Consider the following 24,835-nt stretch of genomic DNA (forward strand, 5'->3'; position numbering starts at 1 on the left):
ATGGATGCCTGGTCCCGTAGTCTCGAGCGCCTCGAAGCGGAGTTCCCGCCTGAAGACGTTCACACCTGGTTGAAGCCGCTGCAGGCCGATCTGCGCGCTGACAGCCTGGTGCTGTATGCACCGAATGCCTTCATCGTCGATCAGGTGCGTGAACTGTACCTGGCGCGGATCCGCGAACTGCTCACCCATTTCGCCGGTTTCAGCGACGTTTTCCTTGAAATCGGCTCGCGGCCGCGCACCGTGGAGGCGCAGACCGCGCCTGCATCCACGACGTCGGCACATGTGCCGGTGGAACCGCAGGTACCGTTCGCCGGCAATCTGGACAACCACTACACCTTCGCCAACTTCGTCGAAGGCCGCAGCAACCAGCTCGGTCTGGCGGCGGCGTTCCAGGCTGCGCAGAAGCCGGGCGACCGGGCGCACAACCCGCTGCTGCTGTACGGGGGCACCGGCCTGGGCAAGACCCACCTGATGTTTGCCGCCGGCAACGCCATGCGCCAGGCCAATCCGGGGGCAAAGGTGCTGTACCTGCGGTCGGAACAGTTCTTCAGCGCGATGATCCGGGCGCTGCAGGAAAAGACCATGGACCAGTTCAAGCGCCAGTTCCAGCAGGTGGACGCGCTGCTGATCGATGACATCCAGTTCTTCGCCGGCAAGGACCGCACCCAGGAAGAGTTCTTCCACACCTTCAACGCCCTGTTCGATGGCAAACAGCAGATCATCCTGACCTGCGACCGCTATCCGCGCGAGGTGGAAGGCCTGGAAGCGCGCCTGAAGTCGCGACTTGCCTGGGGCCTGTCGGTGGCGATCGAACCGCCGGACTTCGAGACCCGGGCCGCGATCGTGCTGGCCAAGGCCCGCGAGCGCGGCGCCGAGATTCCCGATGATGTCGCGTTCCTGATCGCCAAGAAGATGCGCTCCAACGTGCGCGACCTCGAAGGCGCGCTGAATACCCTGACCGCCCGCGCCAATTTCACCGGCCGCGCGATCACCACTGAATTCGCGCAGGAAACCCTGCGCGATCTGCTGCGCGCCCAGCAGCAGGCGATCAGCATTCCCAACATCCAGAAAACCGTGGCCGACTACTACGGGCTGCAGATCAAGGATCTGCTGTCCAAGCGCCGGACCCGTTCCCTGGCCCGCCCGCGCCAGGTCGCCATGGCCCTGACCAAGGAACTGACCGAGCACAGCCTGCCCGAGATCGGCGATGCCTTTGCCGGTCGTGATCACACCACGGTGCTGCATGCCTGCCGGCAGATCCGCACCCTGATGGAGACCGACGGCAAGCTCCGCGAGGACTGGGACAAGCTGATCCGGAAGCTGAGCGAATGATGCACGCTCGCCGATAAGGCGTCACCGCATAAAACGGTGCAGAATCCGGTAGCAAGCGCGGGACAGGGTGTGGATAAAAATGCCGTTCGATTTCGCGGTAGATTTATCCACAGCTTTCCCCACCCCTTGGGGGCGGGTAATGCAGAGGGTTTCGATGTCTAAAATTCTTTTGCTTACAACGACTTAGCTGTGTTTTCCAGCAATTCTGCCGCTACCAGCACCACCAAGCTTTTGATTTATTCCACATTTTTTAAAGCATAGGGGCACGGAACCACATGCGTTTCACACTGCAGCGCGAAGCCTTTCTCAAGCCGTTGGCACAGGTCGTCAACGTGGTCGAACGCCGCCAGACCCTTCCGGTTCTGGCCAATTTCCTGGTGCAGGTGCAGAACGGCCAGCTGTCGCTGACCGGCACCGACCTGGAAGTGGAGATGGTGTCGCGGATCGCGGTAGAAGATGCCCAGGACGGCGAAACCACCATCCCCGCCCGCAAGCTGTTCGAGATCATCCGCGCTCTGCCCGATGGCAGCCGGATCACCGTCTCGCAGACCGGTGACAAGATCACCGTGCAGGCGGGCCGCAGCCGTTTCACCCTTGCCACCCTGCCCTCCAACGACTTCCCATCGGTGGATGAGGTGGAAGCCACCGAGCGCGTGGCCATTGGCGAAGCGACCCTGAAGGAACTGATCGAGCGCACCGCGTTCGCGATGGCCCAGCAGGACGTGCGCTATTACCTCAACGGCCTGCTGTTCGACCTGCGCGGCGATGCGCTGCGCACTGTCGCGACCGACGGCCACCGCCTGGCCCTGTGCGAAACCGACCTGGCCAAGCCGAGCGGTTCCAAGCGCCAGATCATCGTCCCGCGCAAGGGCGTGACCGAGCTGCAGCGCCTGCTCGAGAGCGGCGATCGCGAGATCGAGCTGGAAGTCGGCCGCAGCCACGTCCGCGTCAAGCGCGACGATGTCACCTTCACCTCGAAGCTGATCGACGGCCGTTTCCCGGATTACGAAGCCGTGATCCCGATCGGTGCCGACCGTGAAGTGAAGGTCGACCGTGAAGCCCTGCGTGCCTCGCTGCAGCGTGCCGCGATCCTGTCCAACGAGAAGTACCGCGGTATCCGTGTGGAAGTCTCGCCGGGCAATCTGAAGATCAGCGCGCACAACCCGGAGCAGGAAGAAGCCCAGGAAGAGATCGAAGCGGATACCACGGTCAGCGATCTGGCCATCGGCTTCAACGTGAACTACCTGCTCGACGCCCTGTCCGCACTGCGCGATGAGGAAGTCATCATCCAGCTGCGCGATTCCAACTCCTCGGCGCTGGTTCGTGAATCCAGCAGCGAGAAGTCGCGTCATGTGGTGATGCCGCTGCGTCTCTGACCGCACTGCGGTTCCACGTGGAACCTGTCTACGCCCGGGCCAGTCCCGGGCGTTTTTTGTTCCACGTGGAGCATTGCACTCGTCGTCGGAGGCACCCGAGTGCTGCCCTGCCGTCCGCGAGCCGGCAGCCTGGTCACTGCCACGCTTCGCGGTGAATCGCGGCCGCTTCCCATCGCGAAGCGGAGTGTCTTCGGCGTGCGACGTCTGCTCGCTTGAGCAGAGGATCAGAATCCTCGGGTCTCTGCTGACGCTGCTGTCCACAGGCTCGATTCGAGGGCTGAGGCGTGCTGCAAAGCTTTTAAATCTGGGTATAAATCTAAAGCTTGGTGGTGATGGTAGGAGCAGATTTCATGTAAAACTTAGTCAACTAATTGATATTAAAAGAATTTATGGTGCTGAAACCCCCTGTATGGAAGGCCCTGAGGCTGGGGGGGAACCTGTGGATAGTTTCGCGGTTCGGCAAAAGGGGCTTTTTTATCCACAGATGACCCACACCTTGTGTATAAGTCATACAGGCCGCCTGTGGATGGCGTGGAACGGTACGCCTGAATTTCTTGAATTCTGTGGAACCGTGCAGCGTCATCGGCCGCAGATTTCACGCAGAACACGGCGATTGCCAGCCCGGTGTACCGGGGGCAACGGGAGCGGTCATCCGCCAAGAGCGTGGATTCGCTGGAATCTGGGCAGACCAGTGCACAACGATCGGTCAGAATTCACGCAGTTTCGGCATCGGACCGCTGCTGCCACGTGGAACGCGGCAGTCGCTCCAGGGCTGCCACCCGTGGGAATGCCCAGGCGATAGCCCCGGGACCGGCTTGACCGATGCAGTAAGCTGATGCGATCCCCTGCTTTCTGCCGCTGCGCGCGGCCGGTTCCTCTCGTCCATGCAGATCCGCCGTCTTTCCCTGCACCACCTGCGTCGATTCGATGCAGTGGAGCTGTTGCCGAACCCTGGCTTGAACCTGCTGACCGGCGACAACGGTGCCGGCAAGACCAGCGTGCTCGAAGCGCTGCATCTGATGGCCTATGGCCGCAGCTTCCGCGGTCGGGTACGCGACGGCCTGGTACGCCAGGGCCATGAAGCGCTGGAGATCTTCGTGGAATGGGACGAACAGCGGGGAACGCTGCCGTTGCAACGGCGGAAGGCCGGCTTGCGTCACAGCGGGCAGGACTGGAAAGGCCGTCTGGATGGCGAGGACGTTGCCCAGCTCGGGAACCTGTGCGCGGCGCTGGCGGTGGTCACCTTCGAGCCTGGCAGTCATGCGCTGGTGAGTGGTGGCGGTGAACCGCGCCGCCGTTTCCTCGATTGGGGCCTGTTCCACGTGGAACCAGACTTTCTTTCCCTGTGGCGTCGCTATTCCCGGGCGCTGAAGCAGCGCAATGCCCTGCTCAAGCAAGGCGGACCGGCGCGGATGCTGGATACCTGGGACCACGAGCTCGCCGAAGCCGGTGAACCGCTCACCAGCCGGCGCCAGCACTATCTGGAACGGCTGCAGGAAAGAACCATTGCCCTGGCCGATGTTCTCGCGCCGCAGCTGGGTATCCGCGGCCTGGAACTCAGCCCCGGCTGGCGTCGGCACGAGCTGCCCCTGGCCGATGCCCTGCTCCTGGCCCGCGAGCGCGACCGTCAGGCCGGCTACACCTCGGTCGGCCCACACCGCGCCGACTGGAGCGTGGATTTCACCCACATTCCGGGCCGAGACGCGCTGTCGCGCGGCCAGGCCAAACTCACGGCGCTGGCCTGCCTGTTGGCGCAGGCCGAGGATTACGCCGAGCAGCGTGGCGAATGGCCGGTCATCGCGCTGGATGATCTGGCCTCGGAGCTGGACCGCACCCACCAGGCCCGCGTTCTGCAGCGGCTGCTTACCGGCCCGGCGCAGATCTTCGTCACCGCCACCGAGATCCCGGCAGCGCTCGAGACCCTCAGCGAAATCACCCGGTTCCACGTGGAACATGCACAGATCGTGGCTGTGCCATAGTGGGCGCAACAAGGCCGATCAGCCCCGGCTGGTATAATTCCGGCTGCTATCCCTTCATTCTCGGCACACTGCCCTTGGTGGTGTCCGACCTGCGGAGCCTACGGCAAGCGCAATGACCGACGAACAGAACACCCCGGTAAACAACGGCAACTACGACGCCAACAGCATTACGGCCCTGGAAGGCCTGGAGGCTGTCCGCAAGCGCCCAGGCATGTACATCGGCGACGTCCATGACGGCACCGGTCTGCACCACATGGTGTTCGAGGTCGTCGACAACTCGATCGACGAAGCCCTCGCTGGCCATGCCGACCATGTTGCGGTGACGATCCACGCCGATGGCTCGGTGTCGGTATCCGACAACGGCCGTGGTATCCCGACCGGCAAGCACGAGCAGATGAGCGCCAAGCTCGGCCGCGAAGTGTCCGCCGCCGAAGTGGTGATGACCGTTCTGCACGCAGGCGGCAAGTTCGACGACAACAGCTACAAGGTGTCCGGCGGCCTGCACGGCGTCGGCGTCAGCGTGGTCAATGCGCTGTCGCAGAAGCTGCTGGTGGACGTGTTCCAGGGCGGCTTCCATTACCAGCAGGAATTCAGCAACGGCGCGGCGGTCAGTCCGCTGGCGAAGCTGGAAACCACCACCAAGCGCGGCACCACGGTGCGCTTCTGGCCGTCGACGGTGGCGTTCCACGACAACGTCGAATTCCACTACGAGATCCTGGCCCGTCGCCTGCGCGAACTGTCGTTCCTGAACTCCGGGGTCAAGATCGTCCTGGCCGACGAGCGCGGCGACGGCCGCCGCGATGACTTCCACTACGAAGGCGGCATCCGCAGCTTCGTGGAGCATCTGGCCCAGCTGAAGACCCCGCTGCACCCCAACGTCATCGCCGTCAGCGGCGAGCACAACGGCATCACCGTGGAAGTGGCGCTGCAGTGGACCGACTCCTACCAGGAGACGATGTACTGCTTCACCAACAACATCCCGCAGAAGGACGGCGGCACCCATCTCGCCGGTTTCCGTGGCGCGCTGACCCGCGTGCTCAACAACTACATCGAACAGAACGGCATCGCCAAGCAGGCCAAGATCAACCTGACCGGCGACGACATGCGCGAAGGCATGATCGCGGTGCTGTCGGTGAAGGTGCCCGATCCGAGCTTCTCCAGCCAGACCAAGGAAAAGCTGGTCAGTTCGGACGTGCGCCCGGCGGTGGAGAACGCCTTCGGCCAGCGCCTGGAGGAGTTCCTGCAGGAGAATCCGAACGAAGCCAAGGCCATTGCCGGCAAGATCGTCGATGCGGCGCGCGCCCGCGAAGCGGCACGCAAGGCACGTGACCTGACCCGGCGCAAGGGCGCGCTGGATATCGCCGGCCTGCCCGGCAAGCTGGCCGACTGCCAGGAAAAGGATCCGGCGCTGTCCGAGCTGTTCATCGTCGAGGGTGACTCGGCAGGTGGTTCGGCCAAGCAGGGCCGCAACCGCAAGAACCAGGCGGTGCTGCCGCTGCGCGGCAAGATCCTCAACGTGGAACGTGCGCGCTTCGACCGCATGCTGTCCTCCGACCAGGTCGGCACGCTGATCACCGCGCTGGGTACCGGCATCGGCCGCGACGAGTACAACCCGGACAAGCTGCGCTACCACAAGATCATCATCATGACCGACGCCGACGTCGACGGCGCGCACATCCGCACCCTGCTGCTGACGTTCTTCTACCGCCAGATGCCGGAGCTGATCGAGCGCGGTTACGTCTACATCGGCCTGCCGCCGCTGTACAAGATCAAGCAGGGCAAGCAGGAGCTGTACCTGAAGGACGACCCGGCGCTGGACAGTTACCTGGCCAGCAGCGCGGTGGAAAACGCTGCGCTGGTTCCGGCCACTGGCGAGCCGCCGATCGACGGCGTGGCGCTGGAGAAACTGCTGCTGGTCTATGCGGCCGCGCAGGAGACGATCAACCGCAACGCTCACCGCTACGATCGCAGCCTGCTCGAAGCGCTGGTCGACTTCATGCCGATGGACCTGGACACCCTGCGCAGCGCCGGCCCGGGCGAAGGTCTGCAGGCCCTGGCCGCCCACCTCAACCGGGGCAGCCTCGGCAGCGCCCGTTTCACCCTGGAACTGCAGGAGCCGAACGAGCAGCGCCCCGCCGCGGTTCTGGTCACCCGCAGCCACATGGGCGAACAGCACATCCAGGTGTTGCCGCTGTCCGCGTTCGAAAGCGGCGAACTGCGGGGCATCCACCAGGCCGCCCAGCTGCTGCACGGCCTGGTCCGCGACGGCGCGGTCATCAGCCGCGGTGCCAAGTCGATCGAGGTGCAGTCGTTCGCACAGGCCCGCAACTGGCTGCTGGACGAAGCCAAGCGCGGCCGCCAGATCCAGCGATTCAAGGGCCTGGGTGAAATGAATCCGGAGCAGCTGTGGGACACCACGGTGAATCCGGAAACCCGGCGCCTGCTGCAGGTGCGCATCGAAGACGCGGTCGCCGCCGACCAGATCTTCAGCACGCTGATGGGGGACGTGGTCGAACCGCGCCGCGACTTCATCGAAGACAATGCGCTGAAGGTCGCCAACCTGGATATCTGACACAATCGGACCGTGACCGGTGCGCGGGGAGGCGCGCCGGTCCTGCTCCCCTGAACACAGGTAATCGATGTCCGCTTCCGTCCCGGTTTCCGCCCCGCCGCCGGTTCCCCCGGCGTCCGCCGCGCCACGCCCTGGCTCGCCTTTGGCCGGCTTTTTCATCGATCTGGGCATTGCAGCCGCGACGCTGTTCGGGCTCAGCCTGATCAGCGGCATGGCCTGGGGCCTGTACCGGACCCTGTCGATCACCTACGCCAATTCCCAGGCGTCCGGCGCGGCCGCCGACCCGGCCGCGGTCGCCACGCAACTGGGGCAACCCGGCGCCCTGGGCCAGATCCTGATGGCGCTGATCGCCACCGGCGGCGCCGCGCTGCTGGTCTATTTCTGGCGACGCCCGGCCGATCGGGCCGAGCGCCAGCGCTCACGGCAGGCCCTGCGCCGACCCGCCACCTGGGGCTGGACGCTGCTGGTGGCCACCCTGATCGTGATCGGCAGCAACGGCATCGCCTTCCTGGCCAAGCAGATCGGTATCGAGCCGGTCCCCACCAATCTGGAGCTGATGCAGAACGCGATCGCGCGTTTTCCGCTGTTCCTGACCCTGTTCGCCGTGGTGCTCGCGCCGGCCTATGAAGAGCTGCTGTTCCGGCGCGTGCTGTTCGGACGGCTGTGGCAGGCCGGCCGCCCCTGGCTGGGCATGCTGTTGAGCAGCCTGGCCTTCGCCCTGATCCACGAGATTCCCGGCGTCAGCGACAACGGCCTGCCGGGCATGCTCCAGTTGTGGCTGGTCTACGGTGGCATGGGCGCGGCGTTCTGCTGGCTGTACCGGCGCACGGGCACGCTGTGGGCCGCGATCGCCGCGCATGCGCTGAACAACGCGGTGGCACTGGCCGCACTGGTGTTTTTCGGTGCAACGTAAGGCCCCGTCCGCTTGACGAAAGATTAAGCAGACCCGTTACACACTGCGCTTCTGAACACGGGGGTGGATCCATGAAACAACTGCTGCTGGCCATCGTCATCACCACTCTGGTCAGCGCCTGCGCGACCACCACGTCCCCTACCGGCCGCCGGCAGATGGTGGGCGGTGTGTCGCAGGCGCAGCTGGACCAGCTGGGGGCGCAGGCGTTCGCCGAAACCAAGCAGAAGGAAAAGATCAGCAGCGACGGCCGCCAGAACGGTTACGTGCAGTGCGTGGTCAACGCGCTGGTCGCGCAGCTGCCGCCTCAATACCGTGGCGTACGGTGGGAGACCGCGGTGTTCGTCGACAAGGAACCCAATGCGTTCGCACTGCCCGGTGGCAAGGTGGGCGTGAACACGGGCATCTTCACCGTGGCGAAGAACCAGGACCAGCTGGCGGCGGTCATCGGCCACGAGATCGGCCATGTCATCGCGCGCCACCACGAGGAGCGCATCACCCGGCAGATGGGCGCGCAGACCGGCCTGGCGGTGCTGGGTGCGCTGGCCGGTGCCTACGGCGGCGAAGGCGCGGCCAGCACGGTCAACCAGCTTGGCGGAATGGGCGCGCAGGCCGCCTTCCTGCTGCCGGGATCGCGCACCCAGGAGAGCGAGGCCGACGTGATCGGGCAGCGCCTGATGGCCGAAGCCGGATTCAACCCGGCCCAGGCGGTGGATCTGTGGCAGAACATGATGGCCGCCAGTGGCGGGCGCAGCCCGCAGTGGTTGTCCACCCACCCCGATCCGGCCAATCGGATCAGGGAGTTGCAGCGTGACGCGCCGGCCCTCGCCCCCGTTTACCAGCAGGCCCAGGCCGCCGGACGCCGGCCAAAGTGTGGCTGAGTGCGCAGATTCATGCTGTATTGCAGCACATAAAACGATTTCTCACGCCATCTGTTTCTGATACGTTTGGCGGCTCAGATTTTTCTGACAGTCCGACTTTGCCGCTCCCGGCGGTTCGATCGAGGTGAACGATGATTTCCCGTAACCACAAAGCTGTGCTTTCCGTCCTCATCGCGACTGCCCTGACCGGCGCCGTGGTCACCGATGCGTTCGCGCAGTCCTCGCGTTCGTCCGAGCGTGGCAACCGCGGTGGCAAGCAGGCCAAGGCCGAGGTGCTGTTCCCGGATGCAACCCGCCAGGAGCCGGCGGCGAAGTCGTCGGCGAAGCTGGGCAGCAAGCTGCAGAAAATGATTGACAGCTACAACAAGGAAAAGTTCCCGGAGACCCGCACGCTGGCCGATGAGGTTCTGGCCAACGACGGTGCCAACGAATACGACAAGTCGCTCGCAGCCCAGCTGGCCTCGCAGGCGGCTTACCAGACCGACGACACCCCGGCCGCGATCGCGTACCTGAAGCAGGTCCTGCAGTTCAACGGCCTGGACAACAACGGCCACTTCCAGTCGATGTTGATGCTGGGCCAGCTGCAGATCCAGGAAGACCAGACCGCCGAAGGCCTGGCGACCCTGGACAAGTACTTCGCCGAGAGCAAGTCGACCAAGCCGGAAGAACTGATCATCAAGGGCCAGGCGCTGTACCAGCTGGAGCGCTACCAGGAAGCGATCCCGGTGCTGAAGCAGGCCATCGCCGGCGCCACCGAGCCGAAGGACAACTGGAACCAGCTGCTGATGGCCGCCCTGGCCGAAGCTGGCCAGACCGGTGAGGCCGTGCAGGCCGCCGAGGCACTGGCCGCGAAGAACCCCACTGACAAGAAGGCCCAGCTGAACCTGGCCAACATGTACATGCAGGCGGACCAGATGCCGAAGGCCGCCGCGGTGATGGACAAGCTGCGCAGCAGCGGCCAGCTCACCGAAGAGCGTGAGTACAAGCAGCTGTACTCGATCTACGCCAATACCGAGAACAAGGAAAAGGACGTCATCGCGGTCATCAACGAAGGGTTGCAGAAGGGCATCCTGAAGCCGGATTACCAGGTCTACCTGGCGCTGGCCCAGTCCTACTACTACTCCGACCAGGTGCCGCAGGCGATCGATGCGTGGCAGAAGGCCGCCCCGCTCTCCAAGGACGGTGAGACCTACCTGAATCTGGCACGTGTCTTGCACAGTGAAGGGCGTGTCCCGGAGGCCAAGCAGGCCGCCCAGCAGGCGCTGGCGAAGGGCGTGAAGAACCAGGCTGATGCCAAGAAAATCATCAACCTGAAGTAAGTAGGAATAACGCCTGAACGCCTGCTCAGTTGATGCGCAGGCGCTCAGGATTGGTATAAGCTTGGAGGTTCCTGCGGTGTCATGCACCGCTGATCAGGGATCCCGCCCCCGGGATTCCGGCCCCACTATTGAGCTCTTGGCGCATGACGGAACAACTAGTCGTTCACCGGTACGAACAACCCGATGACAAGGGGCTGAGCTGGCCTCGCATCGTCGGTATCGCGTTTGTAATCGCCCTGCATCTGGCCGCCTTCATGATGCTCCTGATCCCCGCTGTGGCCCCCAAGGCCGTGGCCGAGAAGGAGCGCAACGTCATGGTGACCATCGTCGACGCGCCGCCGCCACCGCCGCCGCCGCCGCCGCCGCCGCCGCCGCAGGATACTCCGCCGCCGCCGGTGAAGAATCTGTCGCCGCCGAAGCCGTCGCCCGTCCCGCCGCCGCCGCAGGCGCCGGTCGTCGACGTGCCGGAACCGCGCCCGAACGACATCGTCACCCCGCCGTCGCCGCCGTCGCCGCCTGCTCCGCCGACCTCGATCGAGGCCAGCGTGGACATCTCGTCGAAGGCCATGAATCCGCCGCGCTACCCGCCGGCCGCTTTCCGCGCTGGTATCCAGGGTGAAGTGATCCTGATCATTGATGTCGATGCCAACGGCAACGTCACCAATGTCACGGTGGAAAAGTCCAGCCGTAACCGCGACCTGGACCGTGCTGCGATGGAAGCTGCCCGCAAGTGGCGTTTCAACGCCGCTGAATCTGGCGGTAAGAAGGCTGCTGGCCGCGTCCGCGTCCCGGTCAACTTTGCACTGAACTGATGCGCCCGGGTGGCCGCCTGGCCACCCTCGCCTTCCGTTCGATTGTTTAGCTTAGCTACACCCTTTATCACCACACACAACAAAGGTAAGCGTCATGCTGCAGGAAATTTTCATCGCCGCTGCTGCCGGGGGCAATCCGTCCAATGCCCTGTCGCAGATGGGCTTCGAGCATCTGATCCACGAAATGACCACCAAGCCGGGTGATTTCGCGGTTTCCTGGGTCGTGCTGCTGACCCTGGTGATCATGTCGGCCATGTCCTGGTACTGGACCGTCATCAACATCTTCCGCGCTACCCGCCTGAAGAGCGCTGCTGACCGCGTCGTCAGCCTGTTCTGGGATACCCCGAACGCACAGGACGCCATCCGTGCGATGGAAGAACAGCCGGCTTCGGAGCCGTTCTCGAAGATCGCCCTGGACGCTGCCCAGGCAGCTGCCCACCACCAGCGCGCTGAAGGCGGCGCCACCGGTGGCGTGGGTGAGAACCTGAGCCGTTCGGAGTTCGTCGACCGCGCCCTGCGCCAGGCCGTCACCCGTGAAAGCAACAAGCTGCAGTCGGGCATGACCCTGCTGGCCACCGTCGGTGCAACCGCTCCGTTCGTCGGTCTGCTGGGTACCGTGTGGGGCATCTACGGCGCGCTGATCAAGATCGGTGCCACCGGCTCCGCTTCGATCGACGCCGTTGCCGGCCCGGTGGGTGAAGCGCTGATCATGACCGCGATCGGTCTGTTCGTCGCCATCCCGGCCGTGTTCGCCTTCAACTTCTTCAGCAAGATCAACAGCGCGACCATCAGCAAGTTCGATACCTTCGCGCACGACCTGCACGACTTCTTCGCCACCGGTTCGCGCGTCCGCTGATTGCGGCGCGCGTCACCCAGCGACGAAGTAAGTAGTCACCAAGATCTAGACGGAGCCCGTTATGGCTTTCAGTAGTGGTAACAGCGGCGGCCCCATGGCCGACATCAACGTTACGCCCCTCGTGGACGTGATGCTGGTGCTGCTGATCATCTTCATCATCACGGCGCCGCTGATGTCCCACAAGGTCAAGGTGGATCTGCCGGAGGCCAACCTGGTCCAGAAGCCGGACGACACCAACGACCGCAAGGGTCCCATCACCCTGGCAGTCAAGGAAGACGGTTCGATCTACTGGAACGACGAGGAAATCGACAAGCAGACGCTCGAGTCGCGCTTGGCGACCGCCGCCCAGCAGACCCCGCAGCCGCCGTTGAACCTGCGTGGTGACCGCACCACCAAGATGCGCGTCATCAACGAGATGACCAAGGTCGCGCAGGAGCAGGGCATGCTGGACGTCGGCTTCGTCGCGACCAAAGAGAAGGGGCAATAAGCCATGGCATTCAGTAGTGGTGGTGGCAAAGGCCCCATGGCAGACATCAACGTCACGCCCCTCGTGGACGTGATGCTGGTGCTGCTGATCATCTTCATCGTGACCGCGCCGATCATGACCTACCCGATCGCCGTGGACCTGCCGCAGCGCGTGCTCAACCCACCGCCGCAGCTGGTCGAACCGCCGCCGCCGATCGAACTGAAGATCGACGCCAGCAACCAGGTCTCGTGGAACAACAGCCCGATCAGCACGCACGAACTGCAGCAGCGGATGGAGCAGGAGGTCCAGCGTGACCCGACCAACCAGCCGGAACTGCGGATCGATGCCAGCCCGGATTCCGAGTACGACGTGATGGCCAAGGTCCTGGCCGCCGCGAAGAATGCTCAGATGAAGAAGATCGGCTTCGTGCAGCAGTAATCCGCTACACCGCAATACAACAGTCATGACGCGACTGCGGACGCCCCTGGAAACAGGGGCGTCTTTTTTTGTGTGGGTGCGTGCCCGAAACGCGCAACGGGTGGATGCCTGCAGCACCCCGCAGCGCAGGTCGCAGGGTGCCGTGCACCCGTTATGATCGGCAGATGCTCGCCCTCTTCGATTCCCTGCGCCATTGGCTGGATGGCATCGCCCACCTGGGAACGATCCTGGCGGTGGCCTACCTGTTGTACCTGCTCGCGCTGACCGGCTGGATCATGCTGCAGAAGCGCGAGCCGGTGGCCACGCTGAGCTGGATCCTGTCGCTGGCGCTGCTGCCCTACCTGGGCCTCTTCATCTATTACCTGCTGGGCCCGCAGAAGGTGAAGCGGCAGCGCCTGCGGCGCGGCCGCGCGCGCTCGGGCATGGAACACTACAGCGACGTCTGCCCGCCCGATGCCGACTGCACCGAGCTGGCCAAGGTGGCGCAGGCGACCACCGGGCTGGCGCCGAGCACGGCCACCGAAGTCACCTGGCTGGTGGATGGCGCAGCGACCTACGCTGCCCTGCTGGAGGCGGTTGCACAGGCGCGCGACCACGTGCACCTGGAGTACTACATCTTCAACCCGGACCACGCCGGCACCGCCCTGCGCGACGCGCTGGTCGAGCGCGCGCGGGCCGGCGTGCAGGTGCGTCTGCTGCTGGATGCGGTCGGCTCCTCGGCGCTGCCGCGCCGCTTCCTGCAGCCGTTGCTGGACGCCGGCGGCGAGGCCATCTGGTTCCACCCGCGCCAGCTGCTGAAGCCCTTCAAGCGGCCGTGGCTGAACCTGCGTACCCACCGCAAGCTGGTGATCGTCGACGGCCGGCTGGCGTTCACCGGTGGCATCAACATCACCGATGACGAGGACGAGAGCCGCGACCCGAACGCCTACCGCGACCTGCACATGCGCATCCGCGGCCACGTGGTGCGCAGCCTGCAGCTGGTGTTCGCCGAGGACTGGCTGTACGCCAGCGGGCAGGACCACTCACGCTTCGACATCGCCCGGCTGTGGCCGGGCGACATGCCGCTGCGGGGCGATGGCCGCATCGATGCCCAGGTGCTGGTGTCCGGGCCGGATTCGGGCTGGGAGACGATCCATCGCCTGCATGTCGCTGCGATCCAGGAAGCGCGCGAGCGGGTCTGGTTGGTCACCCCGTACTTCGTACCCGGCGAGGCCGCGCGGATGGCGCTGACCTCGGCGGCCCTCGGCGGCCTGGACGTTCGCCTGCTGGTGCCGAAGATGAGCGACTCCTGGTTCGTCACCCAGGCCGCCCGTTCGTACTTCGACGAGCTGCTGCATGCCGGGGTGAAGATCTATGAGTACGGGCCGCGCATGCTGCACACCAAGGCCTTCATCGCCGACGATGACGTCTGCATTGTCGGCAGCGCCAATTTCGACCACCGCAGCTTCCGCCTGAACTTCGAGCTGTCGATGATGATCAGCGACCGCGACCGGGTGGCCGCGCTGTCGACGCTGCTGCAGGCCGAGTTCGAGCGAGCCAGCCGCGTGCACGACCAGGCCGGTCGCTCGCTGTGGCTGCATCGGCTGCCCGAGGCATTCGCACGGTTGGCCTCGCCGCTGCTGTAAGGCGGCGCTACACTGCGGCGGTCAACGGGGAGACTGACGAATGTACTGGTTATACCTGCTGCTGGCGCTGGGCTGCTTCGCCTTCGCGCTGAAGACGCCGAACATGGGCGTGATGTCACTGGCCCTGCTGGGCGCTCTCGCCTTCCTGCTGGCCTGGGTGCGCGGACGCTATGTCGCGCGCTTTGGCGACCTTCAGCGCGACCCGGCGACACTGGTCGACAGCGATGAGCTGCGTCGCCTGCACGAGCAGGCCCGGACCGGCCAGACCGACCGTGGCGACCCTCCCTCCTTCTCCCCGTAGTTCCGTTCCATGACCCAGCTCAGCGTCAACGTCAACAAGATCGCCGTCCTGCGCAACTCGCGCGGCGGTGCCGAACCGGACGTGCTGCGTGCCGCCCAGGCCTGCCTGGACGCCGGCGCGCACGGCATCACGGTGCACCCGCGCCCGGACCGCCGCCACATCACCGCCGAGGATGTGCTGGGGCTGTCCACGCTGACCCGTGCCCGCGGCGTTGAGTTCAACATCGAAGGCAATCCGTTCGCGCCGCCGCGCGAGGGCTACCCCGGCCTGCTGCCGCTGTGCGCGCAGACCCGCCCGGCGCAGGCCACGCTGGTTCCCGATGGCGATGGCCAGATCACCTCCGACCATGGCTTCGACTTCGAACGCGACGGCCAGCGACTGCGCCCGCTGGTGGCCGAACTGAAGGCGATGGGCTGCCGGGTAAGCCTGTTTGTCGACGCCGGCAACCCGCTGCTGGAGCAGGCCGCCGACGTGGGCGCCGACCGCATCGAGCTGTACACCGGCCCCTACGCCGAGGCCCATGCCGCCGGCGACGCGCGCGCCATGCTGGCGCTGTTCGCCACCGCCGCGCGCCGTGCCCAGGCCGTCGGCCTGGGGGTGAATGCCGGCCACGACCTGTCGCAGGACAACCTGCGTGACTTCCTGGCCGCCGTGCCGCAGGTGCTGGAAGTGTCGATCGGCCACGCGCTGATCGGCGAGGCGCTGTACGACGGCCTGGATGCCACGGTGAAGGGCTACCTGGCACTGCTGTAGCGGTGCGTGGCGCTGGCCGCGGGTTCCCTCGCCGCCTGTCCCGGCAGATCAACGCCTGAAGCGGTGCGCCAGTTCCTGGCGCGCCGACCGATCTTCCCATCGCAGCTGCTGAGACACCCGTGGCCCATGCTGGGCTGCCGCGGCGATGGCGCGCGCCCGGTCCCCACGCCTTGCCACCCTGTGGACAAGTCTGGGGTCAACGTGCGGCCCGATCCGCCTCCGCGCCTACAGCTACATGAATCCTGGCCGCTTGCGCCGCCTGTGGTTAGCAATAATACTAACAGCCCGTAACGGCCGGAGGGCACCATGCAGCACCCCCCTCGCAACGCCCAGGCCGCCATCAAGGGCCGGGGTTCCACGTCCCATCTTGCGGGGCGTTTCGAAAGCACCGTCAGCGAGGCGGTGGACGACGGCTGGGCAGTGGACGAAAGCGAGGAGTTCCTCGCCCCACGCCTGCGCACCGAAGTACGCGCGGAGACCGCCCGCAGCATCATCAGCCGCAACACTTCCCCGGACGTCGGCTTCAGCCAGTCGGTGAATCCGTATCGCGGCTGCGAGCACGGTGCGAACGTGCCGTAAGTGCTCACGGCAATTATTTATATAAAACAATCACATATGCTCATTCTGATGAGCACTTCGCACACTGAATGCAACCCGCGCCTCTCTGCTAAGGCCAATGGAACGCCTCCTAGTTCGTGCCCGCACTTGGAAGTACCCAACGAGCCGTCTGGCTCAACGGCGCCTGCCTTGAAAGGTGTGGATAACTCTGGGGGCAATGGGACGTCGAATTCAGCTCAGTCCCTACGGCTACATGAATCCCCGTCAGTTGCGCTGCCTGTGGTTAGCAATAATACTAATTGCTCGCTGTAGGGCTTGGGGGAGATATGGAACAAGACGCTCGCAAGGTCCAGGCGCCAATCAAAGGCCGAGGCTCCGCCTCACGCGTACCGAGCAGGTTCGATACGACAGCGACAGTCGGAATCGATGATGGCTGGGAATCAGTCTATGAAGATCTTCGCGAGATGCCCTCGCTGAGGACTGAGGTAACTGAAGAGCGGGCGCGGAGTGTGATCAGCCGGAACACTTCACCTGATGTTGGCTTCAGCGCATCGGTCAATCCCTACAGAGGTTGTGAACATGGATGTGTCTACTGCTTCGCCAGACCCTCGCACGCCTACCTGAGCCTATCGCCGGGTTTGGACTTTGAGACGAAGCTCTTTGCCAAGACGAATGCCGCAGAGCGATTGCGTAGTGAGCTGAGCCGCCCGAGCTACAAATGTGCAGCAATCGCTCTAGGCATCAACACAGATGGCTACCAGCCTATCGAAAGGAGTTATCAGATTACCCGCCAATGCCTTGAGCTCCTGGCCGAGACGCGCCACCCTGTGAGCTTCGTCACCAAGAGTGCGCTGATCACTCGCGACATCAACCTGCTCGCAGCGATGGCGAAGGATCGTCTGGTCACGGTCTACTTCTCCGTGACCACACTTGATCGAAAGCTGTCAGCTAAGCTCGAGCCCAGGGCAGCGGCACCGCATGCGAGATTGAGGGCGATGGATGCACTGCATAGAGCCGGCGTTCCGGTAGGAGTACTGGTTGCCCCAGTAATTCCCCGCATCACTGACAACGAGCTCGAGGCGATCCTCGAAGCAGCTCATGCCCATGGAGCGCGGGCTGCAGGGTATGTGTTGCTGCGCCTACCCAACGAGATCAAGGAAATCTGGAAAGAATGGCTGGAGCTGCACTATCCGGATCGGGCGGAACATGTGCTGAGCCTGATGCGCCAACTGCATGGTGGGAAGGAATACGACTCTACCTTCGGAACGCGCATGCGTGGTACCGGGCCCTTCGCAGATCTCCTGGCGCAGCGTTTCAAGAAGGCACACCGGCAGCTTGGCTTCACAAAGCTCCCGCCTCTGAACACAGAACTGTTCCAGCCTCCTAGGGAGTACTCCCCACAAGGCCAACTCTTCTAACGCCGAAAAGAGCGATCGCTGCAGGCATCTAGGGACGAAACGGTCTCACGCCGTGAGACAGGCTGAGCCTAGCCTTCCAACGACGAAGGAGAGCAAACCTATGAACTGGCTGAAGCTACTGCGCTTGTACTTCCCCGCCCTGCTGGCCGCTTTCCTGTCCTTGATCTGCGCGCTCATAGTGTCCTCGCTAAGCGGCAACAGCATGACCAGAGGGTTCTATCAGGCGATGATCTGGCTCCCAGTGGCCGGAATGGTTTACGCCTTCATTCTCGGGGCTTGGACAACCTATCGCTGCAGGCAAGCGGAGCTCGGACTTGGTCCAACCTGCCCCTACTGTGGCGGCCCGCTTGGCCCTGAGAAACAAGGCCGATACAGCTTGCATCGGACATGTATGGCTTGCGGCAAGCATGCAAATGAGCGCCACTACCGCTAACGGTAGCTAGAGGTCAAAGGACCTCGGACATGGTTGCCTACAGGCAAAAAAGTTGAAGCGTTGCATGCTGCAGCACCGAGTCAGCTCCGCAGCGAGCGCACAATCTGCGCACTGGCCTTGGAGAAAATGCGACCTGAGTCGCACAAACTTCGTTCTGTGAAATCGGTCTAAGAACGCATCCTTCCTTCTGAGCGTAACGCATTGAGTTCCCACAACCAACTGTTCGAAGATTGAGGCTGTCTGAGCGATCTCCGACAAGAATTTTTCCAGTCTTGAACTGGGAACAATGGTGCGACTATGTTCTCGCGCCATGACGATCTATGACGCTGAAATCCGGCACGTAAAAGCGCCAAAAGCAAAGGATCAAAGCGCTGGGAAGCGCACACATTCAAAACGATCCGAAGATGCCGGCACACCGCTACCAGCAGGTTTCAGCTTCCTGGTCAGCCGAAACACGGCAATGGCCATCGAGCCAGCGTTTGAGTTTCTTTGCTATGAAACCCTGACCAGGGAAAAGCGACCGTCTCTCGTCTGTTCCCCTGCATCAGCAAAAGGCTGGGCTGAGGACCTCATAGACTTCCATCACTACCTCGATGCGAGAGACAGAACGTTCGAGCTGATCGATGAAGAGCTTCTTCAAAACTATGCATACGATCTAAACAACAGCATTTCGCCTGTGACCTTTAGGAAGTTTGCGGCAAGTACGATACGTCGCCGCTGGTCAACATTGACCAAGGCAATCCGGTTCTGCCAGAGCCGTGGCTACCTGAAAAAGCCGCTTCGCTATCGTAGAGGTGCAGACGCCACAGGGCACCGCTCTCAACCTCGACGTTGGAGTGAAGCTTCCGGGTCTCAATGAGGCGGACGAACACGTTACCGCGCTGCATATAGACACACTCAATGGCGTGTTCGATCAGCTTGGGCCCAGTCCCACCCATGTGGAGGACGGGGAACTCATCATCAACGATGGCCTGACAGGCCCACGCCTTATGGCAGAGCTCTGCAGGCATGCTGGACTTAGAAGAGCAGAAGTCTGCGATCTGAAAGCTCAGACAGTTCTGAACGCGATCACGAATGGAAAGGACAACTTTGTTCAAGTCGCGATCCAGGTGATGGGCAAGGGATCGAAGAAGCGGAAGGTGCCGGTTCCCGTTTGGCTTCTCAACGCGCTCAAAAGATATGCCGTGGAGGAGAGAGCCCGCCTACTTGGGCCGAGGACAGCCAGGGGCGGAATGGACCACGGCTTCCTCTTCGTTCAAAGGACCAAGAACTCGCGCTACAAAGGCAAACCAGTCACTCCCGAAACACTCAATCGCGTCTTCGCCAGAGCGCGAGACGAGTATCTGAAGAAGCTGGCAAGCAAAGACGACATAGCTTATTCGCCGCCACGCGGGATCTGGCAAGAAGCTGTAGTCAGACTTGCTTAGTGTTCCCAATGCTTGCTTGTGAGAGAGCCAGTCTGTTCGACTTCGTATCTCGCGGCTCAGCACGGTGACTGCCGCCGATTCATCGCCGCCGGTGCTCAAGAACTGACTGGCGGCTCCTCGAATTGATGACCAAAGCACATACCGCTTGCGTCCCAAGCTCAGCTGAAGCCAGCCTTCTTCCTGCACGCGTAAGATCTCCTCTGCGTGCTGAATCCCGATTCGATGCTTGCGTAGCAGTGACACGAGATAGGCGGCAACTTCTCGGTCGGAGAGCTGACGCCAAAGCCACTGACGGTCGTGTGCTCCAAGCGAGGGGCACCAGGCTCTCAATGCACGGGTTAGCGAAGCACCCAGATCGTCTGGCAGCTGACTGCTTTCCCGATAGCTCCAGCTTATAGGGTCGTAAAGAGAGCGCCTTGTAGAACCGTTTGACGAGCCCGTCTCAGCCAGAACCCCCGCTGCCTTAAGGAATAGCAGCAAGTGCTGCGCAGTAGCTGGGTCAGCGGCTACAGGTGCGGAGATCGAAGTCGAGCGCTCAAGCGCACACCACGCGCATGCGTAGAACGGCCCAAGCGATACCAGTAGCGCATCGAGGTCTGGCCACGGGGAGATGAGGGTCTGTTGGTCACGCCCATAGATCACTCGATCCCCGGCAGTTCAACCAGCTCCGATGCTAGCAAGCTGCCGGGAACCCGTCCACACAATTTTCATGTATTCGCTGCCTCGGCCATAGATTCCATTCCGCCCCTACAGGCGGACCCGATGGCTACTAAAACGATCTACCAAAGTGCATACCTTCGGTTGGTCGGCCAGCTTCGCGAGCGACGTGAGTCCCTGGGGATCAGTCAAGCCAAGCTGGCTTCCCATCTGGGATGGCCCCAGCAGAGAATTTCTTCGGTCGAGTCCGGCGCACGGCGCCTGGATGTTCTGGAGTTTTGTCTCATCGCCTCTGCCCTGGGGCTCTCCCCTACCGAGGTCTCTGAGCACGTATCGAAGCTGGTGAAGAGCGTGCGTGCCAGCCAGATTAAGGACAGATAGCGTCGGACGAATCGCCCGCAGAGATCAGAGCCTCTGGATCCAGTGGCTCTCTCCAGATCCGAACACAGAATCGGAGGTCCCAGTCGAGGCCATCCTTCCCTAGCACATTCAGATGCAGCACATCATCTTCCCCGAGACTACACATGTAGATCCTATGCGGGAGAACATGTACGTCATCGATTCCTATCTCTAGTCGGTACAAATGGCAGCAATAACCGCGTTGGAAGGCAACAAAGGTGGATGCAATTGCCCTAACCAACAGGGACTAGCGTGGGGAGCGTTGCGCTAGCCCCGCTCCTCAGGAGATCCGCCTATCCATGCAGACAGCGCTACCTACGGAAGTAGAAATCCCGGTGGATGTCGTTGTCTGCCTCGCACAAGAAATCGATGCATCTCTCCAAGCGAGCCATAGTTTCGTGGAGCGCGATCTCTGAAGGATGCCCGTAAAGCGCATCTTCGAGCCTGTCCCAGCGCATCTCTCTCGTCTTGGGATGGACAAGACGATTTCTATCGTCGAACAACTGCCTGAAATCCCTACGAACTTCTGAATCAGGCGCGAGGGTCCACTGACGGCAGCATACGCCCAAGATTGCGAGCTTCTCTGTGATGCCCACGCGCTCCAGGTTTTGCTGGTAGAACCGTTCGCCTAGCCGGCGAACTCCGTAGGCGTTGATGAATCCCTCCAGAGCCATGCACACAAAAAGATGGCAGCTAATGGCATGGCGATAGGCGGCCTCGTGAAGCTCAATAAGATCATCCGGCACATCACTCGCAAACACGTCATTGAACCCGGCAGCCCCATGCACTTTCGTCCACTGCGCTTCCCCAGCAGTCAGCCGCTCCATAGCAAGGACGTAGGCGTCGGCCTCTTGATAGGCATAACGGTAGTAAGGAGAGTGAGTATCCCACCACGCGCCATCCCGCAGGAGTGGCATCACGGCATCTTCCAAATCAAAGGCACTTTGCGAGGTACTGTTCAACGCGAAACTCCAATGCGGTCACTTACTGCCCAACAGTCCAGAGCTTCGATATCGTCACGTACCAAAGTCTAAGAATAATGCTCATCATCAGTAGCAATTGATGCTCTAAGTCCAAACGTCGCTACTCTCCGCCACGACTACGTCGAAGAGCCCCCCGGCGGCTGCCGGTTGGGTCGACCAACCAGTCGCTCCGACGAAGTTATCTCCATCGACGTGGCGTAGGCGCGTCGTCGAACTACTGCACCGCCCTTTCTGCGCTTACCCCTCATGGAACCTATGACGTTGCATAACGGCATGCAAGTCGTTGAAGAGCTCATCGGACATACCCAGCTCACTAAGATAGCGACCTAGATGGCAGACATAGAAGGTGTAGCTGCCCTTCTGGCTCATCGGTATGTAGAGTATGCCGGCCCGCCTAATGTGCTTTGAGTACTCATCAAAGTGCGGGTGTACGATCCTAAACTTCTCAGGATCATTGGGGTAAGCCACAGGAACGTAACCCTTGACGGGTGGGTCGACATGAACCTCCCGGCTACTCTTGTACTCATTACAATCAGGACAGCAGACGCACAGGTTGAGTGGCTCAAACATGTATCCTAGGTACATCGCCTTAGGAGCAATGTGTTCGACGGGAGAGCCTGCGGCCGACCTGATCGATATGGGGTTGAGGCAGTACACACACGCCAAGCGTTGCACGCGTCGGTAATGATCTCGGACTTCCACACGGACCGGCTCAAGACTGGCGTCGGACCACATCGTATGGTCGTATGCTGGATGAGCACGTACGGTCGCAATTCTATTGAGCGCATCCGCGCTAAAGACAACAGGGTCGTCAATCAAGTCCGCTCCTCCCTGAGAAGCGCCGAGAGTGAGTCGATCAACGCTATCAGCTTGTCGCTAGGGTCAAGCTTTGAGCGCATCTCGAACAGCCAGTCGATTTCGCGCTTCATTTCGAGCGTGAGTGGGCGGCCGACGCGCACTTGGGCGATGAGATTGAAGCATACCCTGGAGATGTACTCGTTCATCATGCCGGGCGCATCAAACAGCTCCGCCAGTTGGAAGTCTGCGGAGCGGCGTTGAAACTGCGATGCAGGATAGAGCTTCCTTTTGCGTAGGTGACAGATGAAGGAGCCGGGGCCACTAAGCCTAGAGATGATCTGAGGCGAGTGCGTGGCAATCACAAACTGGCAGCCGCTGTAATGTGAGAACGCGGACTGCAGGAGCGCCATGAAGCGCTCCTGCCACTCTGGGTGGAGACTGATTTCGGGCTCGTCTATCAGTATCAGAGAGTGGTCTTGGATGTGTCCTGCGACGCCGAGCATCAACACAAGCAAGCACTGCTCACCAGAGCTTGCCCGCTTAAGGCTGAAGGGCTGCCGTCCATTTTTCTCCACCTCGATGTCCATCAGCCGAAGCAGATTCTCGTCGAACAACCTTAGAATTGCGCCAAGATGCTTTGGTTCTATCACCGCCCCGCTAAGTGTTGCGACGCTACTTCGGAAATCAACTGTGAGACGCAACGCGCCAGGCGCATCCATAAGGGCAGAGGCGAAGTGGAGGTCCCTCAAGACTGTCCGTAAGCTTTCGGTCGCCTCAAGGATGGATGCGACGCGGGTATCGAAGCTGTACCTGTAGGCGCCAAACTTGAAGGAGGTTCTGTCACCCCTGTGACGGGTCGACGTCTCATTCTCGCGCGAGCGTTCAAACTGCGGCTTTAAGACAAAGTGGAACACTGGAGAGAACTTCAGCGAATCCAGAACACCCAGTAGGTTCAAGCTAGGTGGAGCTTCGGACAATTTAGATAGCAATCCGCGAGCTGCGGAAGACAGCAGCGATACAGCTGATGAAGCGCCATAAATACCTTCACCGCGCATGCCAACATAGCGGTAGTTCTTCTGTGCTTTCGCTTGTCGCCTCGGCGGGGCAGGAAACTTGTCGAACGGACTGGTTGATGCCGCTATGACCACAGGCAAGGGGGAGGCGCTAAGGCGCCGAGCACCCATTAGGTTGTAGTCGCTGATCCGTCCCCGAGCAATGTCCGACAACAGCCGGCTTTTCCCAACGCCATTCTCCCCCACAACAACTGTATATGTGTTGTCCCTTGCACTGACTTCAGCCTCGTCGACCAGACGTACCGGACCACCGTCGTGGTAGACCTCGAGTACTCGTTCCATGGGGGACCCTCCCTGTCTATCGTCGGAATGTTGGCAGATGTTGGATGGCTATCCAAGATCGAGCGCCGTCCACTCCGGGCACCACATTGTGGGGATGGGATCAAGTCAGAGGAGTGTAGGTCAGTCTTTGGCCGGAGCCGCGTATGGTCAAAGACATATAACTGGTCCTTTGGCAACGCCCATCAGGACCAGGTCGTTTCAAGCTGCGAAGCGCTAAGGATGCACTGCGTTGAATGCGAGCTTTCCTCCAGTTGGCACGCGGCGAGCGGTATAAATGGCTACTACTGGTCGGCGTCAGCTCCTAAAACACCGGACATGGCTTGATGGCACCTGTCTCTTACTCACCAGGCGCCCCGCCCAAGCACCGGCGCATCCCGGCCGGCTACTCCTGGAAAGATCGATAGGGTAGGCGGAGGTTGACCCGGGAGGCATGGGCTATACCTTGGGGACAGATCCCGGGCACTCTACATACATCCCCCATCGGGAAGGCATAATCTAGCGGGGGAAGAAGATCTCGACCACCTGCTAATTCAGTCGACGGGGAGAATGAGGTGTCTGCAAAAGGAGGACTGCTTAGGTGGATCGGAGCCTTTGTAGCTTTCGACATGGCGCTGCTGACATATGCACTGACGCCCGATTGGCGGTGGGGTGCCGCCGAGCCGAAAATGATCATCGGCGGGCTGACGACAGTGCTGTCGCCCCCCATGCTGTACATGATGACGTCAGTGTTGTCACCGGAGCTGAAGGCAGCGATCGTCTTCTGGAAAACTAGGTATCACTTGCCTGGCTATTCGGCATTCTCGAGGCACCTGAAGGAGGATTCGAGAATAGACGCCGACGCAGTTGCGGCACGACGGGGTCCTCTTCCGTCGGACCCGGATGCCCAGCAACGCCTTTGGTACAAGATTTACCGCGACCATCGCAATGATGAGGCCGTCGTTGATGCCAATCGTCGCTATCTCACTTTTCGGGATCTGGCAGTAGTCTCACTCATGGTAACCGTGGCGGCTCCCATCACACTCACTGTCTTTGATCTCGGCTTCGCCCGCGGTCCCGTCGCAGCAGTTTTCTGTCTTCAGTACCTTGGCGCTAGTGTCGTGGCCCGCGTAGCCGGTGTCCGTCTGGTTCGAACTGTTCTAGCCATTGAGGGAACCCAACCAGGTTCCGCTGCTCCTGGCGCGGCATGA

The 24,835-nt window shown here is 62.0% G+C and carries 21 protein-coding genes and 1 pseudogene; 20 read left to right on the forward strand and 2 right to left on the reverse strand.

Features of this window, described 5'->3' with window-relative positions; genetic code table 11:
* The 19 genes and pseudogenes from dnaA to Q5Z10_RS00095 all read left to right on the forward strand — a co-directional run bounded on the left by dnaA (position 1) and on the right by Q5Z10_RS00095 (position 20,494).
* Positions 1-1,332, forward strand: coding sequence for a chromosomal replication initiator protein DnaA (gene dnaA / locus Q5Z10_RS00005; RefSeq protein WP_303637325.1), 1,332 nt, complete (start codon positions 1-3; stop codon positions 1,330-1,332).
* 275 nt (positions 1,333-1,607) lie between these two features.
* Positions 1,608-2,708, forward strand: a complete 1,101-nt coding sequence (gene dnaN, locus Q5Z10_RS00010; protein ID WP_005411731.1) for a DNA polymerase III subunit beta — start codon at positions 1,608-1,610, stop codon at positions 2,706-2,708.
* 884 nt (positions 2,709-3,592) lie between these two features.
* Positions 3,593-4,687, forward strand: a complete 1,095-nt coding sequence (gene recF, locus Q5Z10_RS00015) for a DNA replication/repair protein RecF (protein ID WP_303637326.1) — start codon at positions 3,593-3,595, stop codon at positions 4,685-4,687.
* Between the two features lie 112 nt (positions 4,688-4,799).
* Positions 4,800-7,259, forward strand: coding sequence for a DNA topoisomerase (ATP-hydrolyzing) subunit B (gene gyrB / locus Q5Z10_RS00020; RefSeq protein WP_303637327.1), 2,460 nt, complete (start codon positions 4,800-4,802; stop codon positions 7,257-7,259).
* A gap of 67 nt (positions 7,260-7,326) precedes the next feature.
* Complete coding sequence (locus Q5Z10_RS00025) at positions 7,327-8,172, forward strand: CPBP family intramembrane glutamic endopeptidase (RefSeq protein WP_303637328.1); 846 nt, start codon at positions 7,327-7,329, stop codon at positions 8,170-8,172.
* Between the two features lie 71 nt (positions 8,173-8,243).
* Positions 8,244-9,050, forward strand: coding sequence for a M48 family metallopeptidase (locus Q5Z10_RS00030; RefSeq protein WP_303637329.1), 807 nt, complete (start codon positions 8,244-8,246; stop codon positions 9,048-9,050).
* A gap of 131 nt (positions 9,051-9,181) precedes the next feature.
* A complete protein-coding gene (locus Q5Z10_RS00035; protein WP_303637330.1) occupies positions 9,182-10,369 on the forward strand; it encodes a tetratricopeptide repeat protein in 1,188 nt (395 codons plus the stop codon).
* A 143-nt stretch (positions 10,370-10,512) separates the two neighbouring features.
* A complete protein-coding gene (locus Q5Z10_RS00040) occupies positions 10,513-11,181 on the forward strand; it encodes an energy transducer TonB (RefSeq protein ID WP_049408447.1) in 669 nt (222 codons plus the stop codon).
* Between the two features lie 94 nt (positions 11,182-11,275).
* Positions 11,276-12,037: a TonB-system energizer ExbB gene (gene exbB, locus Q5Z10_RS00045; RefSeq protein ID WP_049420916.1), complete on the forward strand. Its 762-nt coding sequence runs from the start codon at positions 11,276-11,278 to the stop codon at positions 12,035-12,037.
* A 61-nt stretch (positions 12,038-12,098) separates the two neighbouring features.
* Complete coding sequence (locus tag Q5Z10_RS00050; protein ID WP_025875550.1) at positions 12,099-12,524, forward strand: ExbD/TolR family protein; 426 nt, start codon at positions 12,099-12,101, stop codon at positions 12,522-12,524.
* Between the two features lie 3 nt (positions 12,525-12,527).
* Positions 12,528-12,941, forward strand: coding sequence for an ExbD/TolR family protein (locus Q5Z10_RS00055; RefSeq protein ID WP_065200109.1), 414 nt, complete (start codon positions 12,528-12,530; stop codon positions 12,939-12,941).
* Between the two features lie 164 nt (positions 12,942-13,105).
* Positions 13,106-14,566 (forward strand): cardiolipin synthase, encoded by a 1,461-nt coding sequence (cls, locus tag Q5Z10_RS00060; RefSeq protein WP_303637331.1) that lies wholly within the window; start codon positions 13,106-13,108, stop codon positions 14,564-14,566.
* 40 nt (positions 14,567-14,606) lie between these two features.
* Positions 14,607-14,867: a hypothetical protein gene (locus tag Q5Z10_RS00065; RefSeq protein WP_303637332.1), complete on the forward strand. Its 261-nt coding sequence runs from the start codon at positions 14,607-14,609 to the stop codon at positions 14,865-14,867.
* 9 nt (positions 14,868-14,876) lie between these two features.
* Positions 14,877-15,620: a pyridoxine 5'-phosphate synthase gene (locus tag Q5Z10_RS00070; RefSeq protein WP_303637333.1), complete on the forward strand. Its 744-nt coding sequence runs from the start codon at positions 14,877-14,879 to the stop codon at positions 15,618-15,620.
* 306 nt (positions 15,621-15,926) lie between these two features.
* Positions 15,927-16,190, forward strand: a pseudogene (locus tag Q5Z10_RS00075) (hypothetical protein); the annotation flags it as partial.
* Between the two features lie 314 nt (positions 16,191-16,504).
* Positions 16,505-17,596, forward strand: a complete 1,092-nt coding sequence (locus tag Q5Z10_RS00080) for a PA0069 family radical SAM protein (protein ID WP_303637334.1) — start codon at positions 16,505-16,507, stop codon at positions 17,594-17,596.
* 743 nt (positions 17,597-18,339) lie between these two features.
* Positions 18,340-18,888: a site-specific integrase gene (locus Q5Z10_RS00085; RefSeq protein ID WP_303637335.1), complete on the forward strand. Its 549-nt coding sequence runs from the start codon at positions 18,340-18,342 to the stop codon at positions 18,886-18,888.
* Positions 18,866-19,456: a tyrosine-type recombinase/integrase gene (locus Q5Z10_RS00090; protein ID WP_303637336.1), complete on the forward strand. Its 591-nt coding sequence runs from the start codon at positions 18,866-18,868 to the stop codon at positions 19,454-19,456. The genes Q5Z10_RS00085 and Q5Z10_RS00090 overlap by 23 nt, the downstream gene beginning before the upstream one ends.
* Before the next feature lie 762 nt (positions 19,457-20,218).
* Positions 20,219-20,494 carry a helix-turn-helix domain-containing protein gene (locus Q5Z10_RS00095; RefSeq protein ID WP_303637337.1) on the forward strand — a complete coding sequence of 92 codons (276 nt, stop codon included), beginning with the start codon at positions 20,219-20,221 and terminating at the stop codon, positions 20,492-20,494.
* A 329-nt stretch (positions 20,495-20,823) separates the two neighbouring features.
* On the opposite strand, the gene Q5Z10_RS00100 is transcribed toward Q5Z10_RS00095, so the two are convergent.
* Both Q5Z10_RS00100 and Q5Z10_RS00110 read right to left on the reverse strand, forming a co-directional pair.
* A complete protein-coding gene (locus Q5Z10_RS00100) occupies positions 20,824-21,474 on the reverse strand; it encodes a hypothetical protein (RefSeq protein WP_303637338.1) in 651 nt (216 codons plus the stop codon).
* A gap of 836 nt (positions 21,475-22,310) precedes the next feature.
* Positions 22,311-23,648 carry an AAA family ATPase gene (locus Q5Z10_RS00110; protein WP_303637339.1) on the reverse strand — a complete coding sequence of 446 codons (1,338 nt, stop codon included), beginning with the start codon at positions 23,646-23,648 and terminating at the stop codon, positions 22,311-22,313.
* 605 nt (positions 23,649-24,253) lie between these two features.
* Here Q5Z10_RS00110 and Q5Z10_RS00115 point away from each other — a divergent pair.
* Positions 24,254-24,835: a hypothetical protein gene (locus Q5Z10_RS00115; protein WP_303637340.1), complete on the forward strand. Its 582-nt coding sequence runs from the start codon at positions 24,254-24,256 to the stop codon at positions 24,833-24,835.

This window comes from Stenotrophomonas sp. 704A1 (genome assembly GCF_030549525.1).
Lineage (GTDB): Bacteria > Pseudomonadota > Gammaproteobacteria > Xanthomonadales > Xanthomonadaceae > Stenotrophomonas > Stenotrophomonas tuberculopleuritidis.